Source organism: Flaviramulus sp. (genome assembly GCF_982512915.1).
In genome coordinates this window covers 37,232-60,527 of record NZ_CEWOCJ010000016.1, presented here as the reverse complement: position 1 = coordinate 60,527, position 23,296 = coordinate 37,232, and the positions used below count along the sequence as shown (strand labels likewise).

At 31.6% G+C, this 23,296-nt stretch carries 18 protein-coding genes; 13 read left to right on the top strand and 5 right to left on the bottom strand.

Annotation, left to right across the window (positions count from 1 at the left end; genetic code table 11):
• From AC1XJX_RS10780 to AC1XJX_RS10765, 4 genes are all read right to left on the bottom strand, one after another.
• On the bottom strand, positions 1-557 hold a 557-nt coding region (locus AC1XJX_RS10780), incomplete at its 3' end, for an ABC transporter ATP-binding protein (protein WP_482003991.1).
• 1 nt (position 558) lies between these two features.
• A complete protein-coding gene (locus AC1XJX_RS10775) occupies positions 559-1,407 on the bottom strand; it encodes an ABC transporter permease (protein ID WP_482003990.1) in 849 nt (282 codons plus the stop codon).
• Between the two features lie 176 nt (positions 1,408-1,583).
• Positions 1,584-4,094 (bottom strand): exopolysaccharide transport family protein, encoded by a 2,511-nt coding sequence (locus tag AC1XJX_RS10770; protein WP_482003989.1) that lies wholly within the window; start codon positions 4,092-4,094, stop codon positions 1,584-1,586.
• 12 nt (positions 4,095-4,106) lie between these two features.
• A complete protein-coding gene (locus AC1XJX_RS10765) occupies positions 4,107-4,904 on the bottom strand; it encodes a polysaccharide biosynthesis/export family protein (RefSeq protein ID WP_482003988.1) in 798 nt (265 codons plus the stop codon).
• 140 nt (positions 4,905-5,044) lie between these two features.
• On the opposite strand from AC1XJX_RS10765, the gene AC1XJX_RS10760 reads away from it, so the two are divergent.
• The 13 genes from AC1XJX_RS10760 (at position 5,045) to AC1XJX_RS10700 (ending at position 22,479) form a co-directional block, all read left to right on the top strand.
• Entirely contained in the window at positions 5,045-6,907 is a 1,863-nt protein-coding gene (locus AC1XJX_RS10760) for an ABC-F family ATP-binding cassette domain-containing protein (RefSeq protein ID WP_482003987.1), read from the top strand.
• Positions 6,908-6,915: 8 nt separating this feature from the next.
• Positions 6,916-7,689: an O-methyltransferase gene (locus tag AC1XJX_RS10755; protein WP_482003986.1), complete on the top strand. Its 774-nt coding sequence runs from the start codon at positions 6,916-6,918 to the stop codon at positions 7,687-7,689.
• A 70-nt stretch (positions 7,690-7,759) separates the two neighbouring features.
• Entirely contained in the window at positions 7,760-8,332 is a 573-nt protein-coding gene (locus AC1XJX_RS10750) for a cob(I)yrinic acid a,c-diamide adenosyltransferase (RefSeq protein WP_482003985.1), read from the top strand.
• 237 nt (positions 8,333-8,569) lie between these two features.
• On the top strand, positions 8,570-8,791 hold the full coding sequence (locus AC1XJX_RS10745; protein WP_482003984.1) for a DUF2795 domain-containing protein: 222 nt from the start codon (positions 8,570-8,572) through the stop codon (positions 8,789-8,791).
• A 157-nt stretch (positions 8,792-8,948) separates the two neighbouring features.
• Positions 8,949-12,302, top strand: a complete 3,354-nt coding sequence (gene secA, locus AC1XJX_RS10740; protein ID WP_482003983.1) for a preprotein translocase subunit SecA — start codon at positions 8,949-8,951, stop codon at positions 12,300-12,302.
• Positions 12,303-12,426: 124 nt separating this feature from the next.
• Entirely contained in the window at positions 12,427-14,916 is a 2,490-nt protein-coding gene (locus AC1XJX_RS10735; protein WP_482003982.1) for a M14 family metallopeptidase, read from the top strand.
• 49 nt (positions 14,917-14,965) lie between these two features.
• Positions 14,966-15,451, top strand: coding sequence for a gluconokinase (locus AC1XJX_RS10730; RefSeq protein ID WP_482003981.1), 486 nt, complete (start codon positions 14,966-14,968; stop codon positions 15,449-15,451).
• Positions 15,444-16,838: an NADP-dependent phosphogluconate dehydrogenase gene (gene gndA, locus AC1XJX_RS10725; RefSeq protein WP_482003980.1), complete on the top strand. Its 1,395-nt coding sequence runs from the start codon at positions 15,444-15,446 to the stop codon at positions 16,836-16,838. The genes AC1XJX_RS10730 and gndA overlap by 8 nt, the downstream gene beginning before the upstream one ends.
• Before the next feature lie 5 nt (positions 16,839-16,843).
• Entirely contained in the window at positions 16,844-18,187 is a 1,344-nt protein-coding gene (locus tag AC1XJX_RS10720; protein ID WP_482003979.1) for a GntP family permease, read from the top strand.
• A gap of 83 nt (positions 18,188-18,270) precedes the next feature.
• Entirely contained in the window at positions 18,271-19,716 is a 1,446-nt protein-coding gene (locus AC1XJX_RS10715; RefSeq protein ID WP_482003978.1) for a RimK family protein, read from the top strand.
• Position 19,717: 1 nt separating this feature from the next.
• The gene (locus tag AC1XJX_RS10710; RefSeq protein ID WP_482003977.1) at positions 19,718-20,944 is read left to right on the top strand and encodes a glutamate-cysteine ligase family protein; all 1,227 of its coding nucleotides are present in this window, start codon (positions 19,718-19,720) and stop codon (positions 20,942-20,944) included.
• Complete coding sequence (locus tag AC1XJX_RS10705) at positions 20,941-21,624, top strand: N-formylglutamate amidohydrolase (RefSeq protein ID WP_482003976.1); 684 nt, start codon at positions 20,941-20,943, stop codon at positions 21,622-21,624. Before AC1XJX_RS10710 ends, AC1XJX_RS10705 begins: the two co-directional genes overlap by 4 nt.
• Before the next feature lie 105 nt (positions 21,625-21,729).
• Positions 21,730-22,479 carry a hypothetical protein gene (locus AC1XJX_RS10700; RefSeq protein ID WP_482003975.1) on the top strand — a complete coding sequence of 250 codons (750 nt, stop codon included), beginning with the start codon at positions 21,730-21,732 and terminating at the stop codon, positions 22,477-22,479.
• Between the two features lie 123 nt (positions 22,480-22,602).
• Here AC1XJX_RS10700 and AC1XJX_RS10695 read toward each other — a convergent pair whose 3' ends face one another.
• Positions 22,603-23,283, bottom strand: coding sequence for a peptidoglycan DD-metalloendopeptidase family protein (locus tag AC1XJX_RS10695; protein ID WP_482003974.1), 681 nt, complete (start codon positions 23,281-23,283; stop codon positions 22,603-22,605).
• Positions 23,284-23,296: the final 13 nt, after the last annotated feature.

Below are 23,296 nucleotides of genomic sequence, written 5' to 3'. Positions count from 1 at the left end.
GCCAAAACCTCATCAATAATAAGCACATCCGGTTCCATTTGCGCGGCTACAGCAAAACCTAAGCGCACCTTCATTCCAGAACTGTAGTTTCTTACAGGCATATCGATAAACTCACGCAGTTCTGCAAAATCTATAATGGCCTCTAATTTTGCATCAATCTCAGCTCTTGTAAATCCTAAAACCGCGCCATTATTATAAATGTTTTCTCTGCCACTTAAAATGGGGTTAAAACCCGCGCCTAACTCAATTAAAGCGCCTACCTTTCCTTTAATGGTCACCTTGCCTTCGTCTGGGTTTATGAGACCATTAAGTATTTTTAATAAGGTCGATTTACCAGCGCCATTATGGCCTATTAAGCCTAAACATTCCCCACGGCGTAACTCGAAATTAATGTTTTTTACCGCCCAAAACTCTTTAGGGCGTAACGCCCCATTGTTATGCCTGCCTGTTACCCCTGCAAAAAGGTCTTTAACCCCATACCACAAGCTAGTTTTAAGGTCTTTACAAAACTTTTTTGATAGGCCTTCTACTTTTACTAATACCTCGTTATTGTCCATATTAAGCACCATTGCGTTCTATTATAATGGGTATGGAAATACGATACACCACCAATGCTATTAAAAAAACAGGGATACAAACTAGCAAAACACCAAATAAATAAGGCAAAAAGGCTGGCTCTACCCCAGTAACGGTATCTCTAGCGGTTAAAATAAACGGTGTGAAGGGATTGTAGGTCATTAGTGTTTTCATGAGGCCATCGGCCTTTGGGAACGCGTATACTACGGGGGTTATATACATTAAAAAAGTAAGCCCCATGCTAATAATTCTCGAGATATCGTTATATAATAAACTAATTGGTGTTATTAATAGACCCATAGTCGTGCCAAAAAATACGGCTCCTAAAATAACCAATGGAAACAATAACTGGCTTAAGTGAAAGCCTGTACCGTAAACTATAACAAATACAAACAACAAAACCACTTTAATACTACTATTAAACAACAGCTTGTAAATACCTGTAAGTATAAGGGCTTCTTTAGGAAAATTAATTTTAGAAATAATGCCTTTAGAACTATTGGTGCTTTGCGTAGGCGAATTTATCGCTTCTGTGATGATTGACCATATTAAAGTACCCGAAAAGGCATATACAGGATACGCAATGCCTGTTTCAGTTAACGTTATTGTACCAGAATAATTAAGAAAAATCCAAACCAGAGCCGTTGCAAAAGGTGTAATAAACAGCCATAAAATACCCAAAAAAGATTCGCGGTATTGACTTTTTATATCGCGAACAGCTAATTGTTGGGCTAAAAAATGCGACCTAAACATATCAGTAATACTAGCGCGTAGTAGCTTACCTATTTTTAAATTGTTTTCTTTTTGATAAACTCTAGTTTCTAGTTGCATGTTCTAAACATTTTTTTGCTATCAATAATTTTGAAAGCCACAAATCGCGATACTGCCAAATTTCATTAAAATTTATTGAAAAAAATTTATTGTTTGGCGATATGCTAAAAAGCCAAGTTTCTTTAGTGTTTTTAATACTCAATTTTGTTTGTTTTATTTTATGATGCGAATTAATTTTATTTATTAAATAACTTAAAAAAGGCTTTTATTTTTGATGTTATGGTTAGACTCTTTGGCTCTTTGTCATCATTATACCCATAGCCATAACTTCCATAACCATATCCATATCCATATCCATATCCATATCCATATCCATATTTTCCTTTTTGATTATAATCATTATAAACAAAGCTTAAATTAGTGATTTCTCCTTTGTTATATTTATCGTTAACAACACTTATCATCCCTTTTTTGGTATAGTCTTGTCTAATCACATAAATTGTAGCATCAGCATATTGCGTTAATTCTAAGGCATCGGCTACCAATGCTATGGGTGGTGTATCTAAAATAATATAGTCGTACGATTTTTTTAAATTATCAATAAAAGCTTTCATATTAGCTGCCACAATTAATTCTGCGGGGTTTGGGGGAATTGGCCCAGAGGTAATAACGTCTAAATTAGGCACTTTTGTTTGTTGAATAACCTCTTTATATGATTTTTCTCCGATTAAATAATTAACAACTCCAATATCATTTTTTATATCAAAATCACCAAATATTTTAGGCTTTCTTAAATCTAATCCTACCAAAATTGTCTTTTTTCCAGACATCGCAAAAACAGTGGCTATATTTATGGAACAAAATGTTTTTCCTTCGCCACTAACTGATGAAGTTACCATTATCGCTTTAGAACCGCCATAATAATTTGAAGGTAAAACATCTTTATCATCTCTTAAGTTATTTTTCCTGTAAAAAAACTGCAAACTAGCACGAATGGCTCTAAAAGACTCTGCTACAGTAGATTTAGGTTTTAGATGCACTATCAAATTACTAGCAATATCAGACTTTCCTACAACGGCCAAAAGTGGAATTTTAGATAAGCTATCTAACGCTTTTGGATTGTGTATTTTATCATCAAAAAAAGTAAATAAAAAGGCAAAAATTAAGGGAGGTAATAACCCGCCTAAAACAGCAAATAAATAGCGAGAGCTTAACTTTAAATCTATTGGAATGGCTCCAGTATCTTTTGCTTTATCAATTATTAAAATATCGGATACACTGGCCGATTTTATTATATCAGCTTCACCACGTTTAGCTAAAAAAACATTATAGGTTTGCTCACTTAACGAGTATTGCCGTTGAATATCAAACAATTTTTGTTGTGCTTTGGGCAACTTCCCTATTTTAACCTCTTCTTCGGCTATTTTTTTATTAACCAATTCAGACTCCCTTCTAATCTCACTGGTAGCTGAGCTTATGTTTTCTAAAAGCACCATTTTTAAACCATCTATCTGTCTGTCTAAATCTGCAAAAATAGTAGCATCCTTTCGGACTGTAGAACCATATTTTGATTTCTGAACAGATAAACTATTTATTTTACCAATGTTGGATACGATATTACCATCTTCAATACCAACAACTGCAGGCGCAGGAACTTCTGTAAAGCTATCACTAGTTTCTAAATACTTTTTTAAACTTGCATAATAGGCTAGTTTTTTGTTGTTGGTATCTTTTTCTAATTCTAAAGAAATGAGTTTCGTGTTTATTGCAGCGCTTTCATCATTCAAATTAAATATCCTATTCTTCTGCTTATAACGATTTAAAGAATCTGCATTGAGAGTTAATTGAGATTTTACACGATCTAATTGCTCATCAATAAATTTAATGGTATTGGTGACAAATTGATTTTTTCTATCTAATTGATCTTTACTTAAAACAGCTACCGTTTCATTTAAATAGTCAACTATTTTAGCCTTATTAACATCCACCATATTGAGATTTAATATGGCGGAGTTTTTTGGATTATCTATACTTAATTTACTTCTGTATGATGCAACTACAGCATCAAAGTCTAGAAACTCTATAAAAAACGTTTCGCCAGGAAGCACTTTTCTATCTTCTTTTATAGATAAAACCCCATTAATATAAGGTAGATTTACAGGTGCTCCAATAGCAAACTGTTGCTTAAACTCTCCTGTTGGCACATCTAAAAAAGCCTTACTTTTATCATCGTAATTTTGAGTTGTAACCGTATTTGTTTCAAAATTAATATAAATCTCAAATGTATTATTTTCAAGAAACGTAATACGTATGGGTATGTTTAACAACTGACTTGTATTCGATTCTAAAACAACGTTAAAAGGCACATAACCATATACATCATCTTTTCTAAATCGAGCTTGCTTTAAATAAGTTATATAAAACTCTAAATTATCAACAACTTCCTCATGAATGGAACGTGACCTTAACGAATTGATAATTGTTTGTACTTTACCAGATACACCACCCCAATTAAATGTTAAACTGGTTGTTGATGTAAATAAAGGATTTGAAGCTTCTTCAATAGAAATTTGAGTACCTAACCTGTATGATTGTTGTTTCCTAATATTTTGCTGGTAAACTATAAATATGCCCAACCCAATAAATAAGATAAAAATTTTCCAATAACTTAAAACTCTAATAATAAAAGCTTTGATATCAAATGCTGATACTGATGTTGATTCTGAAACATCAAATTCCTCTTCCATACTTTGTGCGTATTATAAGTTTCTTGTTAAAAAATACATTGATACTAACACAGACATAATTGAAGCTACTGTTGTTAAATTAGAAAGCCATGTTTGTCCTGCACCAATAGCTTTACGTTTTAAAGGTTTTACTAAAATGATATCATTTGGTTGTATGAAATAAAAAGGCGATTGCATAGCTTTGATATCTGTTAAATCAATATGATGGATTTTTTGTCCGTCTGGATATTGTCTGATTATTAAGATATCTCTCCTGTCAGCAGTGGTAGGTAAATCACCTGCATTTGCTAAAGCCTCAATAATATTAACCCGATCTTGTAATAAGGTATAAACACCTGCACCAGCTTCTCCAGTAACCGTATATCGTAATCCAGACAATTTTACTGTGACAAAAATCTCTGCAGTTTCTTTAAAGTACTGTTTTAAAAGCGCACTTTCTACTTTATCCTTAATTTCAGCAATTGTAAAGCCTAAGACATTAATTTTTCCTAAAATAGGAAACTCAATATTACCATGTAAATCTACTGTAAATCCACTAAAATACAATCCTCCCGCTTGATTTTGAGCACCACCATTAGCACCTCCAACTGGGTTAAACATCCCTACTAATTCTTCATCTAAAGCCTTAACATTAATACTCAATATATCGTTTACTTGAACCCTATAAGGTTTTGGTAATTGATTAACTATAAGAGCCTCATCAGTATGCCCCTCTTTATCTTGAAGATAAACCAAGTCTTTATTGGTTATACATGAAGAAAACAGAACAAATAAAATTAAACAACCAAATAATATTTTTTTTTCAATCATTTAATAACATTTATAGCTTAATTATAATCATTTAAACGCATTAATATACTTTCATTACAAATATAAGTTTTCACCTTGAACAATAAAACATATCACTGGATTTTTAGTTTTTTATCCGTTATTTGCACAAAAAATATACTTTGAATTACTTAACAGTAGAAAACATATCAAAATCTTACGGAGAATTAACCCTTTTTGAGAATTTATCTTTTAGCGTCCATAAAGATCAAAAAATAGCTTTTGTTGCCAAAAATGGCACAGGAAAAACGTCCATTTTAAATATACTTTCGGGTGATGACCAAGCAGACTCTGGAAATGTAATTTACAGAAAAGACGTGAAGGTTTCTTTTTTATCACAAGACCCTAAATTTGATAAGGAACTAACCATTGAGCAAACCATATTTGCAAGTGATAACCCCATTTTAAAAGTAATTTCTAATTATGAAAAAGCGCTTTTAAATCCAGATGATTCTGATGCTTACCAAAAAGCTTTCGAAGCTATGGAGCGTTATCAAGCTTGGGATTTTGAAACACTTTACAAACAAATACTTTTCAAATTAAAACTTGAAGATTTAAACCAAAAAATAAGTGTCCTTTCTGGCGGACAAAAAAAGCGTTTAGCCCTAGCAAATGCCTTAATTAATAAACCAGATTTACTAATTTTAGATGAGCCAACCAACCATTTAGATTTAGAAATGATTGAATGGTTAGAAGCCTTTTTTGCAAAAGAAAATATAACCTTATTTATGGTTACTCACGACCGCTATTTTTTAGAACGAGTTTGTAATGAAATTATAGAACTTGACGAGGGACAACTTTATAGCTACAAAGGCAACTACTCTTATTATCTTGAAAAACGCGAAGCACGTATTGAACAAGAAGCTGTTGAAACTGGTAAAGCCAAACAACTTTTTAAAAAGGAACTTGATTGGATGCGCAGGCAACCTAAAGCAAGAACCACTAAATCGAAATCTAGAATTGATGATTTTGCTGATATAAAACATAGGGCGCACCAACGCAGAAACGACCATGAAGTTCAGTTAGAACTTAATATGGAACGTTTAGGTAGTAAAATTTTAGAGTTTCATAAAGTATCTAAATCTTTTAAAGAAAAAACCATATTAGATGGCTTTAATTATATGTTTCAGAAAGGTGAACGTGTAGGTATTATTGGAAAAAATGGCACGGGAAAAACTACGTTTTTAAACATCCTTACAGAAACATCTAAACCTGATTCTGGGAAAGTTATAAAAGGAGACACTATTAAATTTGGCTATTATACTCAAAACGGAATCACTATAAAACCAGAACAAAAAGTTATTGATGTTATTCGAGAATTTGGTGATTACATTCCACTTAAAAAAGGACGTCAAATAAGTGCTCAACAACTATTAGAACGCTTTTTGTTTAGCAGAAAAAAGCAATATGATTTTGTTGAAAAACTGAGTGGTGGTGAGCGTAAGCGTTTATATTTGTGCACCGTTTTAATTCAGAATCCTAATTTTTTAATTCTAGATGAGCCAACAAACGATCTGGATATTGTAACGCTTAATGTACTTGAAAGTTTCTTATTAGATTTTCCTGGTTGTATCATAGTAGTCTCACACGACCGCTATTTTATGGATAAAGTAGTAGACCATCTTTTAGTTTTTAAAGGAGATGGAGTCATTGAAGATTTTCCAGGTAATTATACTGATTACAGAGTTTATGAAGATAGCCAACCTGTAATTTCAAATACTTCTGAAGATAAAAAAGACACAAAATCTTGGAAACAAAAAGCAATAAACAAGCTTTCTTTTAATGAAGAGAAAGAACTTAAAAATATTGAAAGCAAACTCAATTCCTTAACTTTTGACAAAAAAGAGTTGGAAGCTAAGTTTAACAATCCAGATTTATCAACTGAAGAAATAAATAAACTTTCAGATGCGTTGCAAAAAATTATTAATGATATTGAAACAAAAGAATTTCGCTGGATGGAATTACAAGAAAAATTGATTGATTAAATAAGATTATGTGGTATCAGTTAATTTGTTACGTAAAATTCTTAATTAAATCTACAAATCAGCATGGTGTGCATTCCCCTTTTGTATTTGATTTGATTACTAAATGTTTTTATGATAAAACAAAATACCAAGCATATTTATCAATAACAGATTACAAAAAATCACTTCTAAAAAATAAAGATAAAATAAAAATAACAGATTTAGGCGTAGGCTCCCAAATAATGAAACAGGCAACCAGAACAATTTCTGGAATCGCAAAAAATGCTGGGACTACCATTAAAAGAGCTAAACTTATATACCGCCTTTCAAATTATTTTAAACCTGAAACTGTTTTAGAATTAGGCACTTCCCTAGGTATTGCAACACAAGCAATAAGTTTAGGAAATCCAAAATCTAAAATAACTACTGTAGAAGGCTGCCAAAATATTTCTGAATTTACATCTGAAAAATTAAAAAAATACAACTTAAAAAACATCAAACTCATAGCAGGCAATTTTAATAATGAAATTGAAAAGCTTAATACAGAAAGTTATGACTTTATTTTTTTTGATGGAAATCACCAAAAAGAAGCTACACTAAATTATTTTGAGACACTTTTAAAAAGCACACACAACGATTCTGTATTTATTTTTGATGACATTTATTGGAGTAAAGGCATGACAGAAGCTTGGGAAACTATCAAACAACATCCTAAAGTAATGGTTACCATTGATACCTTTTTTTGGGGATTTGTGTTTTTTAGAAAAGAACAAGCTAAAGAGCATTTTAAGGTTCGAGTTTAATTATTTATCTGGAATGCGATTCGTAGTAAAAAGATTTAAGTTTTAATTTTAAGTTTTTTAAATTTACAGTATGAAGATTTACACTAAAACAGGAGATAAAGGCACCACAGCATTATTTGGTGGCACACGTGTACCTAAACACCACATTCGAATAGAAAGTTATGGTACCGTTGATGAGTTAAACTCGCATATGGGTTTAATTCGCGACCAAGATATTAATCAGAAATACAAAGATGTCATTATTGATATTCAAAACAAACTCTTTATTGTAGGTGCTATTTTAGCTACCGATCCTGAAAAGGCTGTTTTAAAAAATGGTAAGGAGCGTTTGAATATTGAAAAAATTTCAGCTGCAGATATCGAACTTCTAGAAAATGAAATGGATTTGATGAATGAAGCCTTACCGCCTATGACACATTTTGTGTTACCTGGCGGTCATCAATCGGTGTCATTCTGTCATATTGCGCGTTGTGTATGCCGCAGAGCGGAACGTTTAGCTTCTGCACTCAATGATTTAGAACCTTTTGAAGCACATGCTTTAACGTATTTAAATCGGCTTTCGGACTATCTTTTTGTGTTGGCACGAAAGTTGTCTGTTGAATTGCAAGCAAATGAAATTAAGTGGATTCCTGAGAAAAAGTAGGTTTTATAAACATTTACGCGTTAGGGATTGAAGCGAGCTACCGTGTAGCGCGAAAAGCCCGACCTGAAAGGAAACGCCCAAATAATAATTGCATAAATATTAACCTAAGCTATAATAAATTTCAACTGTTTAAAACACAAAAGAATACGTTCTTAAAATTAATGATTAAATATTTCATTTTTTCCTTGTTTGTTTAAACTAAAAATTTATTTTTGCAAAAAAAATAACGCACAAGAAATGTATTGGACTTTAGAATTAGCATCATATTTAAGCGATGCGCCATGGCCTGCATCAAAAGACGAATTAATAGATTACGCTATTAGAACGGGAGCACCTTTGGAGGTTGTTGAAAATTTACAATCGATAGAAGACGAAGGTGATTCGTATGATTCGATTGAGGAAATCTGGTCGGATTACCCAACAGATGAAGATTATCTTTGGAATGAAGATGAATATTAATAATATTGCATAAAGAATAGTTAAAAAAGTCTCGATTTGAGGCTTTTTTTTTGTTCTAAAATGTATCTTTGAATGCTATTCTAGATACAATAAAAACATAATACACAAACACGTGTTGCTCATTATAAAAAATAGGGCAACCATAAAACATATAAACATGAGTTTTTTAAATTCTGTACTAAAAATATTTGTTGGCGATAAATCTAAACAAGATGTAAAAGCCATTACGCCCTTAGTAGATAAAATTAAAACATTTGAAAAAGGCTTAGAAGCTTTATCGCACGATGAACTTAGAGCTAAAACTGCTGAGTTTAAAGCTAAAATTGCTGAAGCGAATGCTTCTGTAAATGCACAAATGATTGAATTATTAGAAGAGGCTGAAAATACGGAAGATATTGATAAACGAGAAGATATCTATGAGCAAGTTGATAAATTAAAAGATGATGCTTATAAAATTACAGAAGATGTTTTAAACGATATTTTACCAGAAGCCTTCGCTGTGGTTAAAGAAACTGCAAAACGATTTGTAAAAAATACAACTATAACTGTTACTGCTAACGAATTTGACAGAAGTTTATCTGGTGATAAAGATTACATAGCATTAGAAGGCGATAAAGCTATTTGGGCAAACTCTTGGGATGCTGCTGGAAAACCAATTACGTGGGATATGGTGCACTATGATGTACAACTTATTGGTGGTATTGCCATGCATCAGGGTAAAATTGCCGAAATGCAAACTGGTGAAGGTAAAACGCTTGTAGCTACATTACCTGTTTATTTAAATGCTTTAGCTGGTAAAGGTGTACATTTAGTTACCGTTAACGATTATCTTGCAAAACGTGATAGCGCGTGGATGGCACCTATTTTTGAATTTCATGGTTTGAGTGTGGATTGTATTGATTACCATCAACCAAACTCTGCTGCTCGTAAAAAAGCATACAATGCTGACATTACTTATGGAACGAATAATGAATTTGGTTTTGATTATTTGCGCGATAACATGTCACATGCACCTGATGATTTAGTACAACGACCTCATCATTATGCGATTGTGGATGAAGTAGATTCGGTTTTAGTGGATGATGCGCGTACGCCTTTAATCATTTCTGGTCCCATCCCGCAAGGAGACAGACACGAGTTTACCGAGTTAAAACCTAAAGTTGATGATATTGTAGCCGTACAGCGTAAATATTTAACTGGCGTTTTAGCTGAAGCTAAAAAATTAATTACTGCTGGTGATAGCAAAGAAGGTGGTTTCCAATTACTGCGTGTGTATCGTGGTATGCCAAAAAATAAAGCATTAATTAAGTTTTTAAGTGAAGAGGGTGTAAAACAATTACTTCAAAAAACTGAAAACTTTTATATGCAAGACAACAACCGCGAAATGCCTAAGGTTGACGAGGAATTATATTATGTTATTGAAGAGAAAAACAATCAAATAGAACTTACAGATAAAGGTGTAGAATATATCTCTGGTAAAGACAATCCTGACTTTTTCATCCTACCTGAAATAGGCATTGAAATTGCTAAAATCGAGGAGCAAAATTTATCACCTGAAAAAGAAGCAAATCTTAAAGAAAATTTATTTAAAGAATTTGGAGTAAAATCTGAACGTATCCATACGCTAAATCAACTTTTAAAAGCTTATGCTTTATTTGAAAAAGACACACAATATGTGGTGATGGAAAACAAAGTAATGATAGTTGATGAACAAACTGGTCGTATCATGGAAGGCCGAAGATATTCTGACGGTTTGCATCAAGCCATTGAAGCTAAAGAGAATGTAAAAATTGAAGATGCTACCCAAACTTTTGCAACAGTAACACTTCAAAATTATTTTAGAATGTACCGTAAACTTTCTGGTATGACTGGTACTGCTGTAACAGAAGCTGGTGAGTTTTGGGAAATCTATAAATTAGATGTTGTAGAAATTCCAACAAACAGACCCATTGCACGTCAAGACAAAGAAGATTTAGTTTACAAAACTAAAAGAGAAAAATACAATGCAGTTATTGACGATGTAACACAACTAGCTGAAGCAGGCAGACCCGTTTTAATAGGTACAACATCGGTTGAAATTTCTGAGTTACTTGGTAAAATGTTAAGTATCAGAAAGATACCTCATAATGTTTTAAATGCCAAACAACATAAAAAAGAAGCTGAAATTGTTGATCAAGCGGGTAAGTCTGGACAGGTTACCATAGCTACCAACATGGCAGGTCGTGGTACAGACATTAAATTATCAGATGAAGTTAAAAAAGCTGGCGGTTTAGCCATCGTAGGTACAGAGCGTCACGACTCTCGTCGTGTAGACAGACAGTTACGTGGTCGTGCTGGTCGTCAGGGAGATCCTGGAAGTTCGCAATTCTACGTATCCCTCGAAGATAATTTAATGCGTTTATTTGGTAGTGAACGCATCGCTAAAATGATGGATAGAATGGGATTAAAGGAAGGTGAAGTAATTCAACATTCTATGATATCTAAATCTATTGAACGTGCTCAGAAAAAAGTTGAAGAAAATAACTTTGGAGTCAGAAAGCGTTTGTTAGAATATGATGATGTAATGAATGCTCAGCGTGAGGTAGTTTACAAACGTCGTCGTCATGCTTTACACGGAGAACGTTTACGTGTCGATTTGGCTAATATGATTTTTGATACTACTGAAGGTATTTGTGAAACTAATAAAGGAGCAAACGATTACAAAAATTTCGAGTTCGAATTAATTCGTTATTTCTCAATGAGCTCTCCAATTACTGAAGATGAATTTGGAAAACTTTCAGCTCAAGAAATTACATCAAAAATATATAAAGCTACGTTTGATCACTACAGAGCAAAAATGGAACGTAATGCTGATATTGCTTTTCCTGTTATTAAAAATGTTTATGAAACACAACGTGATAAATTTAAACGTATTGTTGTTCCTTTTACAGACGGCGTAAAAAGCTTAAACGTTGTTACAGATCTTGAAAAAGCTTATGAAACCAAAGGAAAACAACTCGTTACAGATTTCGAAAAGAATATCACTTTAGCTATTATTGACGATGCGTGGAAAACGCATTTACGTAAAATGGATGAGTTAAAACAATCTGTACAACTAGCTGTTCATGAACAAAAAGACCCTTTATTAATTTATAAATTTGAGGCTTTTGAGTTGTTTAAATCTATGATTGATCAAGTGAATAAAGAGGTTATTTCTTTCTTATTTAAAGGAGAATTACCACAAGAAACTCAAGACACAATTCAAGAAGCGAAACAGGTACGAAGAAAAGAAAATCTGAAAATACAAAAAGACGAAATTCCAAATTTAGATGAACGTTCTGCTCAAAATAGAGCCGCTGGAAACACACAACGTCAACAAGAAGTTATTGAAACCATTGTTAGAGACCGACCAAAAATTGGGCGTAACGATCATGTTACTATTAAACATGTGATAAATGGTGAAAATAAAACTTTAAAATACAAACAAGCTGAGCCATTATTAGCTAAAGGTGATTGGGTTTTGGTGGAATAAATTGAATTTTATATTATTACAAACAACATAGAAAATAAAAAAAATCCCAATAGAAACCTATCGGGATTTTTTTTATTTATTGTTTTATAAATTAATTAACTTAGCTAATCAATAAAAACTTTATATGAAACTACATTTATTTTTAATAACTATTTTTTTTGCTTCTATAAGCATGCATTCGCAAAGTATTAAATCCCCATCAGAATTTTTGGGATATGATTTAGGTACTCAATTTTCGAGACACCATCAAGTAGTAGATTATTTCAAATATGTATCTGAACAACTGCCTGATCAAATCAAATTAGAAAAATATGGTGAGACTAATGAAAGAAGACCTCTTTATGTCGCTTACATAAGTTCAAAAGAAAACATAGCAAATCTTGAAACTATAAGAGAAAATAATTTAAAAAATACGGGGATTTTAAATGGTGAATCTGCCAATAACAATACGGCAATTGTATGGCTAAGTTATAATGTACATGGTAACGAAGCCTCTAGTACTGAAGCTTCCATGAATACCCTTTATAGAGTTTTAACTGAAAAACAGGCTTGGTTAAGTAACACATTAATAATATTGGACCCTTGTATTAACCCAGATGGGCGCGATCGCTATGCAAACTGGTTTAATGAAACCGCTAGCAAACCTTATGATATTGATCCACAATCAAGTGAGCATAATGAACCTTGGCCAGGAGGAAGACCTAATCATTATTTATTTGATTTAAATAGAGATTGGGCTTGGGGCACTCAAATAGAAACAGTTTCACGTTTAAAAATATATAATAAATGGTTACCACATATTCATGTAGATTTCCATGAACAAGGCATTAATGAGCCTTATTATTTTGCCCCTGCAGCTGAACCTTTTCATGAAATAATTTCAGATTGGCAGCGCGATTTTCAAACTCAAATTGGTAAAAATCATTCAAAATATTTTGATGAAGCAGGTTGGCTTTATTTTACCAGAGAACGTTTTGATTTACTTTATCCAAGTTATGGAGATACCTATCCAACATACTTAGGAGCAATTGGAATGACCTATGAACAAGCAGGACATGGGAGAGGTGGATTAGGAGTTTTAAATGATGAAGGCAACGAATTGACTTTAGTTGACAGAATAGCACATCATACTACTACAGGTATATCTACTATTGAAATGGCCTCAAAAAATGCTGAAAAAATTAATAGTGAATTTAAAAAATTCTTTAATAATTCAAACCTAAAATATAAGAGCTATGTGATGCAAGGAAACCCTGATAAAATTGAAGCTTTAAAACGTTTTTTAGATAAACACGACATAAAATACGGGAATCCATCATCAGGAAGTATTAATGGCTATGAATATACAAACATGGCTAATGGAATTATGAAAACTACAAATTCAGATATTGTAGTAAGCACTAATCAACCTAAAGGGAAAATGGTAAAAGCACTTTTTGAACCACAAACTAAGTTAGCCGATTCTGTTACCTATGATAATACCGCGTGGAGCATTCCTTATGCTTATGGTTTAAAAACTATAGCTAGTGAAAAGTTAGTACCCTCAAGCAAAGCTAAAGAACCTCGCTTAAATAACGAAATAAGCAAAACAGCTACTGGTTATATAGTGAAATGGAACCATTTAAAAGATGCAGAATTTTTGGCAGACTTATTAAAACAAAATATAAAAGTTCGTTTTACTGAAAAACCTTTAAAAACAGAAGGTAAATCATTTGATAGAGGTTCTTTAATTATAGTTAGAGGTGATAATAAAAAAATTGTTGATTTTGACAAGTTAATATCTGATACTGCCAATAAATTTAATCGTTTATTAAACCCCATTCAATCTGGTTTTTCAACAACCGGACCAGATTTTGGTTCACCAGATATTAAGCTAGTTAATAAACAAAAAATAGCCATGCTATCTGGCGAAGGCACATCTTCTGGAAGCTATGGTGCATTGTGGCATTTTTTCGAAGAACAGCTACATTATCCAGTAACCTCTATTAACACCGAAAATTTCAGTTATTTAGATTTAAATAAATACAGTGTACTCATACTGCCTAATGGCTACTATTCGATTTTAAATGAAAAAAGTTTAGAAAAAATTCAAGAGTGGGTTAAAAAAGGGGGTAAAGTTATAGCTATTGGTAATGCCATAAGAGCATTTGCAAACAAAAAAGGGTTTCAATTAAAAACTGCCAAAGTAGTAGATGAAAAAGAAAAAGATTCAGCAAATCTAATTTCATATGCTGATAGAGAGCGTGAATCAATTAAATCACAAATATCAGGAGCTATTTTCAAAACTAAAGTTGATGCTACGCATCCTATGGCATTTGGATACTCAGAAACCTATTTTACTTTTAAATTAGGAAGTAGTGCTTATAAGTTATTAGATGGTAATAATTATAATATTTCTTATTTAAATAACAATCCAATAAAAGCATCTGGATTTGCTGGAAGTGAAGCTTTAAAAGAACTAAAAAATACATTGGTTTTTGGAGAAGAGCGCTTAGGTAATGGAAGTATAATTTATATGGTTGATGATGTCATGTACAGAAGTTTTTGGGAAAACGGAAAACTATTCTTGGTTAACGCCATCTTCTTAGTTAATAATAATGATTTTGAGTTGTAGGAATTCATCTTATTTTATACCAATTCAAATGCTACTAAATTAGTCAATAATGATTATAATAATGGGTATAAGTGGCTGTGGAAAAACGACTATTGGTAAATTATTATCAAAGAAACTAAACTTACCCTTTTATGATGCTGATGAATTTCATTCAGAAATCAATATTGAAAAAATGAAAAACAATAAGGCTTTAAATGACACAGACAGATTACCTTGGTTAAAATCTTTATCAAATTATATTAAAGAATGGCAATCTGAAGGCGGCGCTATTTTAGCTTGCTCTGCTTTGAGTGAAAAACATAGGGAAATTTTAAGTTCTAAAGTTGACAAAATAAACTGGGTATATTTATATGGTTCATTTGAAATTATAACTGATCGACTAGAAAAAAGAAATTCTCATTTTATGAAGGCTGCCTTATTAAAATCTCAATTTGAAGCCCTAGAAATTCCTCAATACGGTTTGCATATTTCAGTTGAAAAACCCGCAAAAGAAATCGTTTCAATTATTACTTCAAAATTAAATTTAAATGCGTAAATCTGAATTTGGAGTTATTGGTTTAGGTGTCATGGGAAAAAACCTCAGCTTAAATATTGCTGAAAAAGGCTTCAAAGTTTCAGTATACAATAGAAATGAGGGTGATGAAGCTAATTTTGTAACCAATTTTTTAAATGAGAATTCAAGCTTTAAAAATATTTTAGGATATCATTCGATTGAAAAATTTGTAGCTTCACTTGAAAAGCCAAGAAAAATCTTGATGATGGTAAAGGCTGGAAGTGTTGTTGATTATGTTATTAATCAACTTACCGATTTTCTAGATAGTGAAGATATTATTATTGATGGTGGAAATTCATATTTTTTAGACACAAAAAAAAGATATGATGCACTTCAAAAAAAGAATATACAATTCATTGGGTGTGGTATTTCAGGAGGCGAAGAAGGTGTCAGAAAAGGCCCATCAATGATGCCAGGAGGGAATAATTCTAGTTATAAATTAGTAGCTCCAGTTCTAGAAACTATAGCCGCAAAAGATGCTAACAACAAACCTTGCTGTACGTTTGTAGGGAAAGATGGTGCTGGTCATTTTGTTAAAATGATTCATAATGGTATTGAATATGCCGAAATGCAACTATTAGCTGAAATGTATGCAATGATGTCTATTTCAATGACAAACGAATCCATTTCTGCAATATTTTCTAGTTGGAATAAAAGTGATTTATCTAGCTATTTACTTGAAATCACATCTAAAATTCTAATCAAAAAAGAAGCAGGAAACTATATTATTGACACCATTTTAGATAAAGCAGGAAATAAAGGCACCGGAAGTTGGTCTAGTAAATTAGCATTAGATATTGGTATACCTGCTACCATAATGACTTCAGCAGTTTTTGCCCGCTACCTTTCCGCTTTTAAAGAAAAAAGAAAAAAGCTTTCAGTACGTATTTCACGTGAAAAAGCTACGTTTGAAATTCCAAGAACAAAGATTTTAGAAAAAGCTTATCGCTTTGCAAGAATTATAAATCACCAACAAGGATTTGAGATAATTTCAGTTTGTTCTTCAGAACAAAACTGGGACATTAATCTTTCTGAGCTATCAAGAATTTGGACTAACGGCTGTATCATTAGATCAAACCTTATGAATGATGTTTCTGAAATATTTAAAAATAATCCTGAATTAATTGATGATACTTCAATTTTCGAAACTTTAAAAATTTCAGAAAATGCGGTTTCAAAACTTCTTAAATCTGGAATCGATAATAGAATATCTTTAGATGCGTTTTATGCAGCTTATAATTATTGGGTTTCCATGACCACAAAGAGGCTTCCTGCTAATTTGATACAAGCACAACGCGATTTTTTTGGAGCACACACTTACCAAAAAATTGATGAAAATCCGTCACAATATTTTCATACAAACTGGTAAAAATCATGATCGACTTTACACTCATTACTGCTGTTTTTTTTGGTATAGCCATATTACTTATACTCATACTCAAATTAAAAATACAAGCGTTTATTGCTTTATTAATTGCTAGTATTTTTGTTGGGATTATTGCTGGAATGCCACCTGAAATTATAATATCTACCATGCAAGAAGGTATGGGAAATACATTAGGATTTGTTGCAATGGTAGTTGGCCTTGGCGCTATGTTTGGTGCTGTTTTAGAACACTCTGGAGGTGCTGAGGCATTGGCAAATTATTTATTAGATAAGTTTGGTGAAAAACGTGCTTCTTGGGCTTTAATGCTTACAGGTTTTTTTGTTGCTATTCCTGTATTTTTTGATGTGGCATTCATCATATTAGTCCCACTAATTTATTCCTTACAACGTAAAACAAAAAAATCACTTTTACTTTATGGTATGCCATTACTAGCAGGGTTAGCCATAACGCATGCTTTTATTCCACCAACACCAGGACCTGTAGCAGTAGCTGATATTTTAAAGGCAGACTTAGGATGGGTTATTTTGTTTGGTTTTATAGTTGGTATTCCTACGGCTATTGTAAGCGGACCACTATTTGCAAAATACATTTCAGGAAAAATACATATTGAAGCTCCATTAAAAAATACAGAATCTATTGACTCTGGAAATTACCCTAGTGTTGGATTAATATTGTTTATTATTGGTATTCCTATAATACTAATAGTCGGTAATACCTTATTAAACAGTCCATTATTAGAAAGTTTTAAAATCTCAGAAACTGTTAAGTCTTGGTTGAAAATGATAGGACATCCATTTACAGCTTTAATTCTAGCAAATATAGTAGCTTGGTATGTTTTAGGAATTAGAAGAAAAACCACAAAAGATGTTTTATTAAAAATAACAACTGCATCCATGGCTCCAGCAGGGATCATCATTTTATTAACTGGTGCAGGTGGTGTTTTTAAACAAATGCTAGTAAACACAAAAACTGGTGAGATGTTAGCCAATTATTTTGCAGATAAAGGTATAAGCATTTTACTGTTTGCTTTTTTAGCAGCTGTATTGGTGAGAATTTTACAAGGATCAGCAACTGTTGCTATGATTACCGCTGCTGGAATAACAGCGCCTTTACTTTTAGATAGCATTTCTGATATAAACAAAGCCCTCATAGTAATTGCCATAGCCTCTGGAGCTTCCATCATGTCTCATGTTAATGATAGTGGCTTTTGGCTAGTGAGCAAATATTTAGGACTTACCGAAAAACAAACATTTAAAAGTTGGACTACAATGACTACAATTTTAGCCTTAGTGGGTTTCTGTTCTGTTTATATTTTATCTTTATTTTTTTGATTATTAAATTAGGTTGAAAAAATATTTTCAACACAAAAAAACACTAATTTTGTTTAAAACTTAAAAGGCATCATGCTCGTATAATGCAAAAATATATTATTGTCAATCAACCAGAAAAATGGAATTTTTCGATTGAGAATATTAATGTAATTTCCTCACAAGATTACCTAACAAACCCAAAGTTTTCACTTTTAAAAAAAGCAAGAATATTTAACCTTTGTAAAGATTATAATTATCAATCTAAAGGTTATTATGTTTCACTTCTGGCAGAAGCTAGAGGACATTTAGCAATTCCAACTGTAAGGAATATAGTTGATTTAAAAACTCTAAAATTAGTCAGAATTGTATCCGATGAATTTGATGATATCATTCAAAAAAGTTTAAAAAATATCAAATCTCAAGAATTTATTTTAAGCATTTATTTTGGTCAAAATGTGGCTCAAAAATATAAAGAAGTTAGTACTCTTTTTTATAAGCATTTTCAAGTACCTTTTTTACGTGTTAAATTTAATTTTAGCACTAAATGGAACATTCAAAGTATAAAAGTAATTTCAGAATCAGAGATTCCTTTAGAGCACCTAGAAAGTGTGCATCAATTTGCTAATGAGTATTTTGCAAAAAAGCGTTACGACACACCTAAACTTACTCAAAGTGATTTTGATTTAGCCATATTAGTAAACCCAAACGATCCTGCGCCACCAAGCAATCCAAAAGCATTAAAAAAATTTATTGAAATTGCCGAAAAAATGAATATTTATGCTGAAATCATAGAGCCTAAAGATTTATCGCGTTTATCTTCTTTTGATGCTTTATTAATTAGACAAAGCACCGAAGTTAACAATGAAGCCTATGCCTTTGCCAGAAAAGCACAACAAGAAGGCATTGCGATTGTAGATTACCCTGATGCTATTTTAAAATGCTGCAATAAAGTTTATATGGCAGAGGCGTTACAAAATGCCAACATAAATACACCTAAAACTATTATTGTTCACAAAGAAAATCTAAAAGAAGTTATAGCATTCACTGGTTTACCATGTGTATTAAAAGCGCCAGATTCCACATTTTCTTTTGGCGTTAAAAAAGCTAAAACTTCAGAGGAATTTTACGATTTAGCAAGCAGCATGCTAAAAGAATCCGATCTCATCATAGCTCAAGAGTTTTGTCCGTCAGATTATGATTGGCGCATAGGTATTATAGATGGAGAAGCCTTTTTTGCCTGTAAATATTATATGGCTAAAGGACATTGGCAAATTTATAACTGGAAAGCAGAAAATAAAAATGATCAAGATGGTGAGGCAGACTGTTTACCAATAGAGGATGTGCCTAGAAAGGTACTAAAAATGGCTTTAAAATCTGCTAAACTTATTGGAGATGGCCTATTGGGTATTGATATAAAAGTAGTGAATAACATACCTATGGTAATAGAAATTAACGACAATCCCAATATTGATTTTGGAGTTGAAGATGGTTTTTATGGTGATTTGGTATACACAAAAGTTTTAACAGCATTAAAAAACAGACTCGATTAAAATGGGTAAAAAATATCATCTATTTGAGGTTTTTGGCATCGAACTAGAATACATGCTTGTTAATAATCAAAATTTTAAAGTAGCCCCAGTGGCTGACACTCTACTTACCTTAAAAAACGGTGAATTAACCTCGGATATTGAAAATGGCGCTATCGCATGGAGTAATGAGTTAGTGGCCCATGTTATTGAATTAAAAACAAATGGTCCTACTGCAGACTTAGATAATCTTTCAGAGGCATTTCATAAAAATATTATCGAAATAAATTCTTTATTAAAGTCATTAAACACATATTTATTGCCAACAGCGGCACATCCGTTAATGAATCCTTTAACAGATACGCAACTTTGGAAGCACAGTTATAGTGAGGTTTATGCTTTATATAATAGAATATTTAATTGTAAGGGTCATGGTTGGAGCAATGTTCAAAGCACTCATATAAATTTACCATTTTATGATGATAACGAGTTTGAAAAATTACATGCTGCGATTCGTTTAATTTTACCTTTAATTCCTGGTTTATGTGCAAGCTCACCAATTTTAGAAGGTAAAAATACAGGCTTTAAAGACACCAGATTAGAGTATTACAAAACCAATCAAAAAGAAATTCCTGAAATGACAGGATTGGTTATTCCTGAGCAAGTGTTTTCAAAAAAAAGGTATCAAACTCAAATATTTGAGCCAATAAATAAAGCCATAAAACCACATGATACAGAACATATTTTAGATCATTATTTTTTAAACTCTCGAGGTGCAATTGCTCGTTTTGATAGAAATGCTATTGAAATTAGATTGGTAGATATACAAGAATGCCCAAAGGCAGATATTGCCATTTGTGTTTTAATTATTGAAGTTTTAAAACTTTTAGTTTCTGAAAAATTAGAGCCTTTAAAATCACAAAAAACATTTACAAAAGAAGCGCTTTATAATATTTTAAATCCCTGTATTAAAGACGGAGAAAACTACATTGTTAAAAACTTAGAATATTTGAATCTTTTCAGAATCAATAAAATATTAACTGTTCAAGAAATATGGAAAACACTTTATGGTTATGTTAAAAACGACATTAATGAAACCCATTATCAAGCTATTGAAACTATTATAACAAATGGAACACTTTCTACTAGAATATTAAACGCTATAGCGGATGATTTTTCTGAAAATAACATTAAAAAAGTTTATGCTCAATTAGCAAATTGTTTAGAAGAAAACAAAATGTTTATCTCATGAAACTCATATTAACATGCGAGCATGGTGGCAACATTATTCCTGAAATTTTCAAACCACTTTTCATTTCAAATGAAACTGCTTTAAACTCCCATCGAGGCTTTGATATAGGTGCCTTAGATATTTTTAAAATTTTAAAACCACTTGCTGATTATTCGAAATATTCTGAAACTACCCGATTACTTATTGAACTCAATAGGTCTTTACATCATAAAAATTTATTCTCAGAATTCACGAAAAATATTTCTAAAAAAGACAAAGAAGCATTAATTACATCTTATTATTTATGCTATCGAAATCAGGTAGAAAACACCATTAATAATTGGATTGAAAACGGAGAAGAAGTTTTACATATTTCTGTTCACTCCTTTACTCCTATTTTAAATAATAAAAAAAGGAACTGCGATATTGGTTTGCTTTATGATTCTAAAAGAGACAAAGAAAAAGTATTTTGTAAAAAATTAAAAAGTAAACTTAATGGTTTAAAAAACCATTTAAATGTACGCTACAACTACCCATATTTAGGAAAAGCAGATGGTTTTACCACCTATTTACGTAAACAGTTTAAATCTAATTATATGGGCATTGAGATTGAGGTGAATCAAAAATATACTGAGAATAATCTGATGAATCCCGAAATAAAAACAGTTCTTTTTTTGGCTTTGAAAAATACTAAGTCTTGATTTTGTAAAAAATTTCAACTAAATTCGTTTAACATCGAATATGAATCATTAAAACGATTTCATGTCCTGACGTTATGGACAAATAAAAAAAAACAAAAAATTAATTTGATTAAGAAATCACTTATACTCCTAATAATTTTATTGTTATCAGTAATTATTATTGTGCAATTCCCAGAACTGTTTATTGGAAAGAAAATCGAATATGGCTCATTTATTATTTATAGCAATGATGAAATAAATTTTAATGAAGATGTGAAAAATATATTAGATTCAGTTCAAATGAATTTAAAAGAAAGTCAATTTTATCAAGAAGGTTTAGAGTTGGAACTGTATTTTGTGAAAGGCACGTTGTACGAGAGGTTAATAGGACTGTTTGGAATGAAAAATATTGCTTCATCAAAATTCAACAAACACATTTACATTGGGATACCAAATTTCAAAGAAAATATTTTAAAGAAAGGGAAAAGTGACTTTGAATGGTTAAATTTAGTACAAATAATTAGCCACGAAGGTGTACACAGTCAAATGTATAAAGACCATTCAATTCTTGGATTTATGAAAACACCAAGTTGGATAAATGAGGGTTATTCGGAGTATGTTTCGTATCGTCGAGTAAGAAATGATATGAATTATGAACTGTCGAAACTATTTCAAGAATACGAAAGCACTTCCGACTTTTGGGTTGAAACGGAATTTAAATCAATGACTCCCAGAATATATCTAAGAGATAGAATTATTGTGGAATATTTAATAGATGAAAAAGGATTGGATATTTTGGGTATCATCAATGACAATACTTTGGAACCTGATAAATTACTTGAGGAAATTGAATTATATTTTAAAGACAACAAATGAAATTGATACTACTTGATGGATTGGAGAAAAAAGAAATCTGTCCATAACATTGCATAAAACGGCAATTGCCAGCAAAAGCTGGCAACTGCGTTTATGCTTGACCGTTAAACGAACCCTATTAATTTACAATTTCAATAACAAATTAGGATCTGGGGAATTACTTTTATAAAATTCTAAATCAGATTTACTACAAACCCCTGGATAATCTCCAATATAATCTTGAATATCTTTTATAAGTTGAAAATGTAAGTGCGGAGGATAATCTCCATTTATTTTAGCATCACCCAAAGTAGCTATTTGATCTCCTTTTTTAAAAGATTTCCCAATTTCTAATCCTTCTAAAGACATTAAACTTAAATGCCCATATAGTGTATAAAAAAAATGATTCTCAATGTGATGTTTCAAAATAATTGTTGGACCGTAATCTCCAAAATTAGTATTATTTTTAAAACTATGTAAGGTAGCATCTAGCGGCGTAAAAATTGGAGTTTCTGCATCCCACCAAATATCTATTCCTAAATGAATATTACGCTCGGTATCTTGATTTTGATTATTAAAATGGTTACTTCTACGGTAAATATTTCTAGTCTCTAAATAACCTCCAAAAGCAACAAGTCCGTTATTATTTTTGATATGATTGGTAATATAATTTTCTAATTTAAAGGATGAAAAGACATCAATTTCATTAAGTTCTAAATTGTTTTCAGACAAATCTAAAGGGACATAATCAGAATTATTAATAGCGTCATTTATAACCCGAAGTGGTTTGGAACTGATGTTATTTAAAAAATCTAAAAAACTCATCACATTCCAATTT

Coding starts and splice junctions, on each gene's coding strand:
- AC1XJX_RS10775 (WP_482003990.1), bottom strand. CDS start 1,407: ATGCAACTAGAAACTAGAGTTTATCAAAAAGAAAACAATTTAAAAATA.
- AC1XJX_RS10770 (WP_482003989.1), bottom strand. CDS start 4,094: ATGGAAGAGGAATTTGATGTTTCAGAATCAACATCAGTATCAGCATTT.
- AC1XJX_RS10765 (WP_482003988.1), bottom strand. CDS start 4,904: ATGATTGAAAAAAAAATATTATTTGGTTGTTTAATTTTATTTGTTCTG.
- AC1XJX_RS10755 (WP_482003986.1), top strand. CDS start 6,916: ATGTGGTATCAGTTAATTTGTTACGTAAAATTCTTAATTAAATCTACA.
- AC1XJX_RS10750 (WP_482003985.1), top strand. CDS start 7,760: ATGAAGATTTACACTAAAACAGGAGATAAAGGCACCACAGCATTATTT.
- AC1XJX_RS10745 (WP_482003984.1), top strand. CDS start 8,570: ATGTATTGGACTTTAGAATTAGCATCATATTTAAGCGATGCGCCATGG.
- secA (WP_482003983.1), top strand. CDS start 8,949: ATGAGTTTTTTAAATTCTGTACTAAAAATATTTGTTGGCGATAAATCT.
- AC1XJX_RS10735 (WP_482003982.1), top strand. CDS start 12,427: ATGAAACTACATTTATTTTTAATAACTATTTTTTTTGCTTCTATAAGC.
- AC1XJX_RS10730 (WP_482003981.1), top strand. CDS start 14,966: ATGATTATAATAATGGGTATAAGTGGCTGTGGAAAAACGACTATTGGT.
- gndA (WP_482003980.1), top strand. CDS start 15,444: ATGCGTAAATCTGAATTTGGAGTTATTGGTTTAGGTGTCATGGGAAAA.
- AC1XJX_RS10720 (WP_482003979.1), top strand. CDS start 16,844: ATGATCGACTTTACACTCATTACTGCTGTTTTTTTTGGTATAGCCATA.
- AC1XJX_RS10715 (WP_482003978.1), top strand. CDS start 18,271: ATGCAAAAATATATTATTGTCAATCAACCAGAAAAATGGAATTTTTCG.
- AC1XJX_RS10710 (WP_482003977.1), top strand. CDS start 19,718: ATGGGTAAAAAATATCATCTATTTGAGGTTTTTGGCATCGAACTAGAA.
- AC1XJX_RS10705 (WP_482003976.1), top strand. CDS start 20,941: ATGAAACTCATATTAACATGCGAGCATGGTGGCAACATTATTCCTGAA.
- AC1XJX_RS10695 (WP_482003974.1), bottom strand. CDS start 23,283: ATGAGTTTTTTAGATTTTTTAAATAACATCAGTTCCAAACCACTTCGG.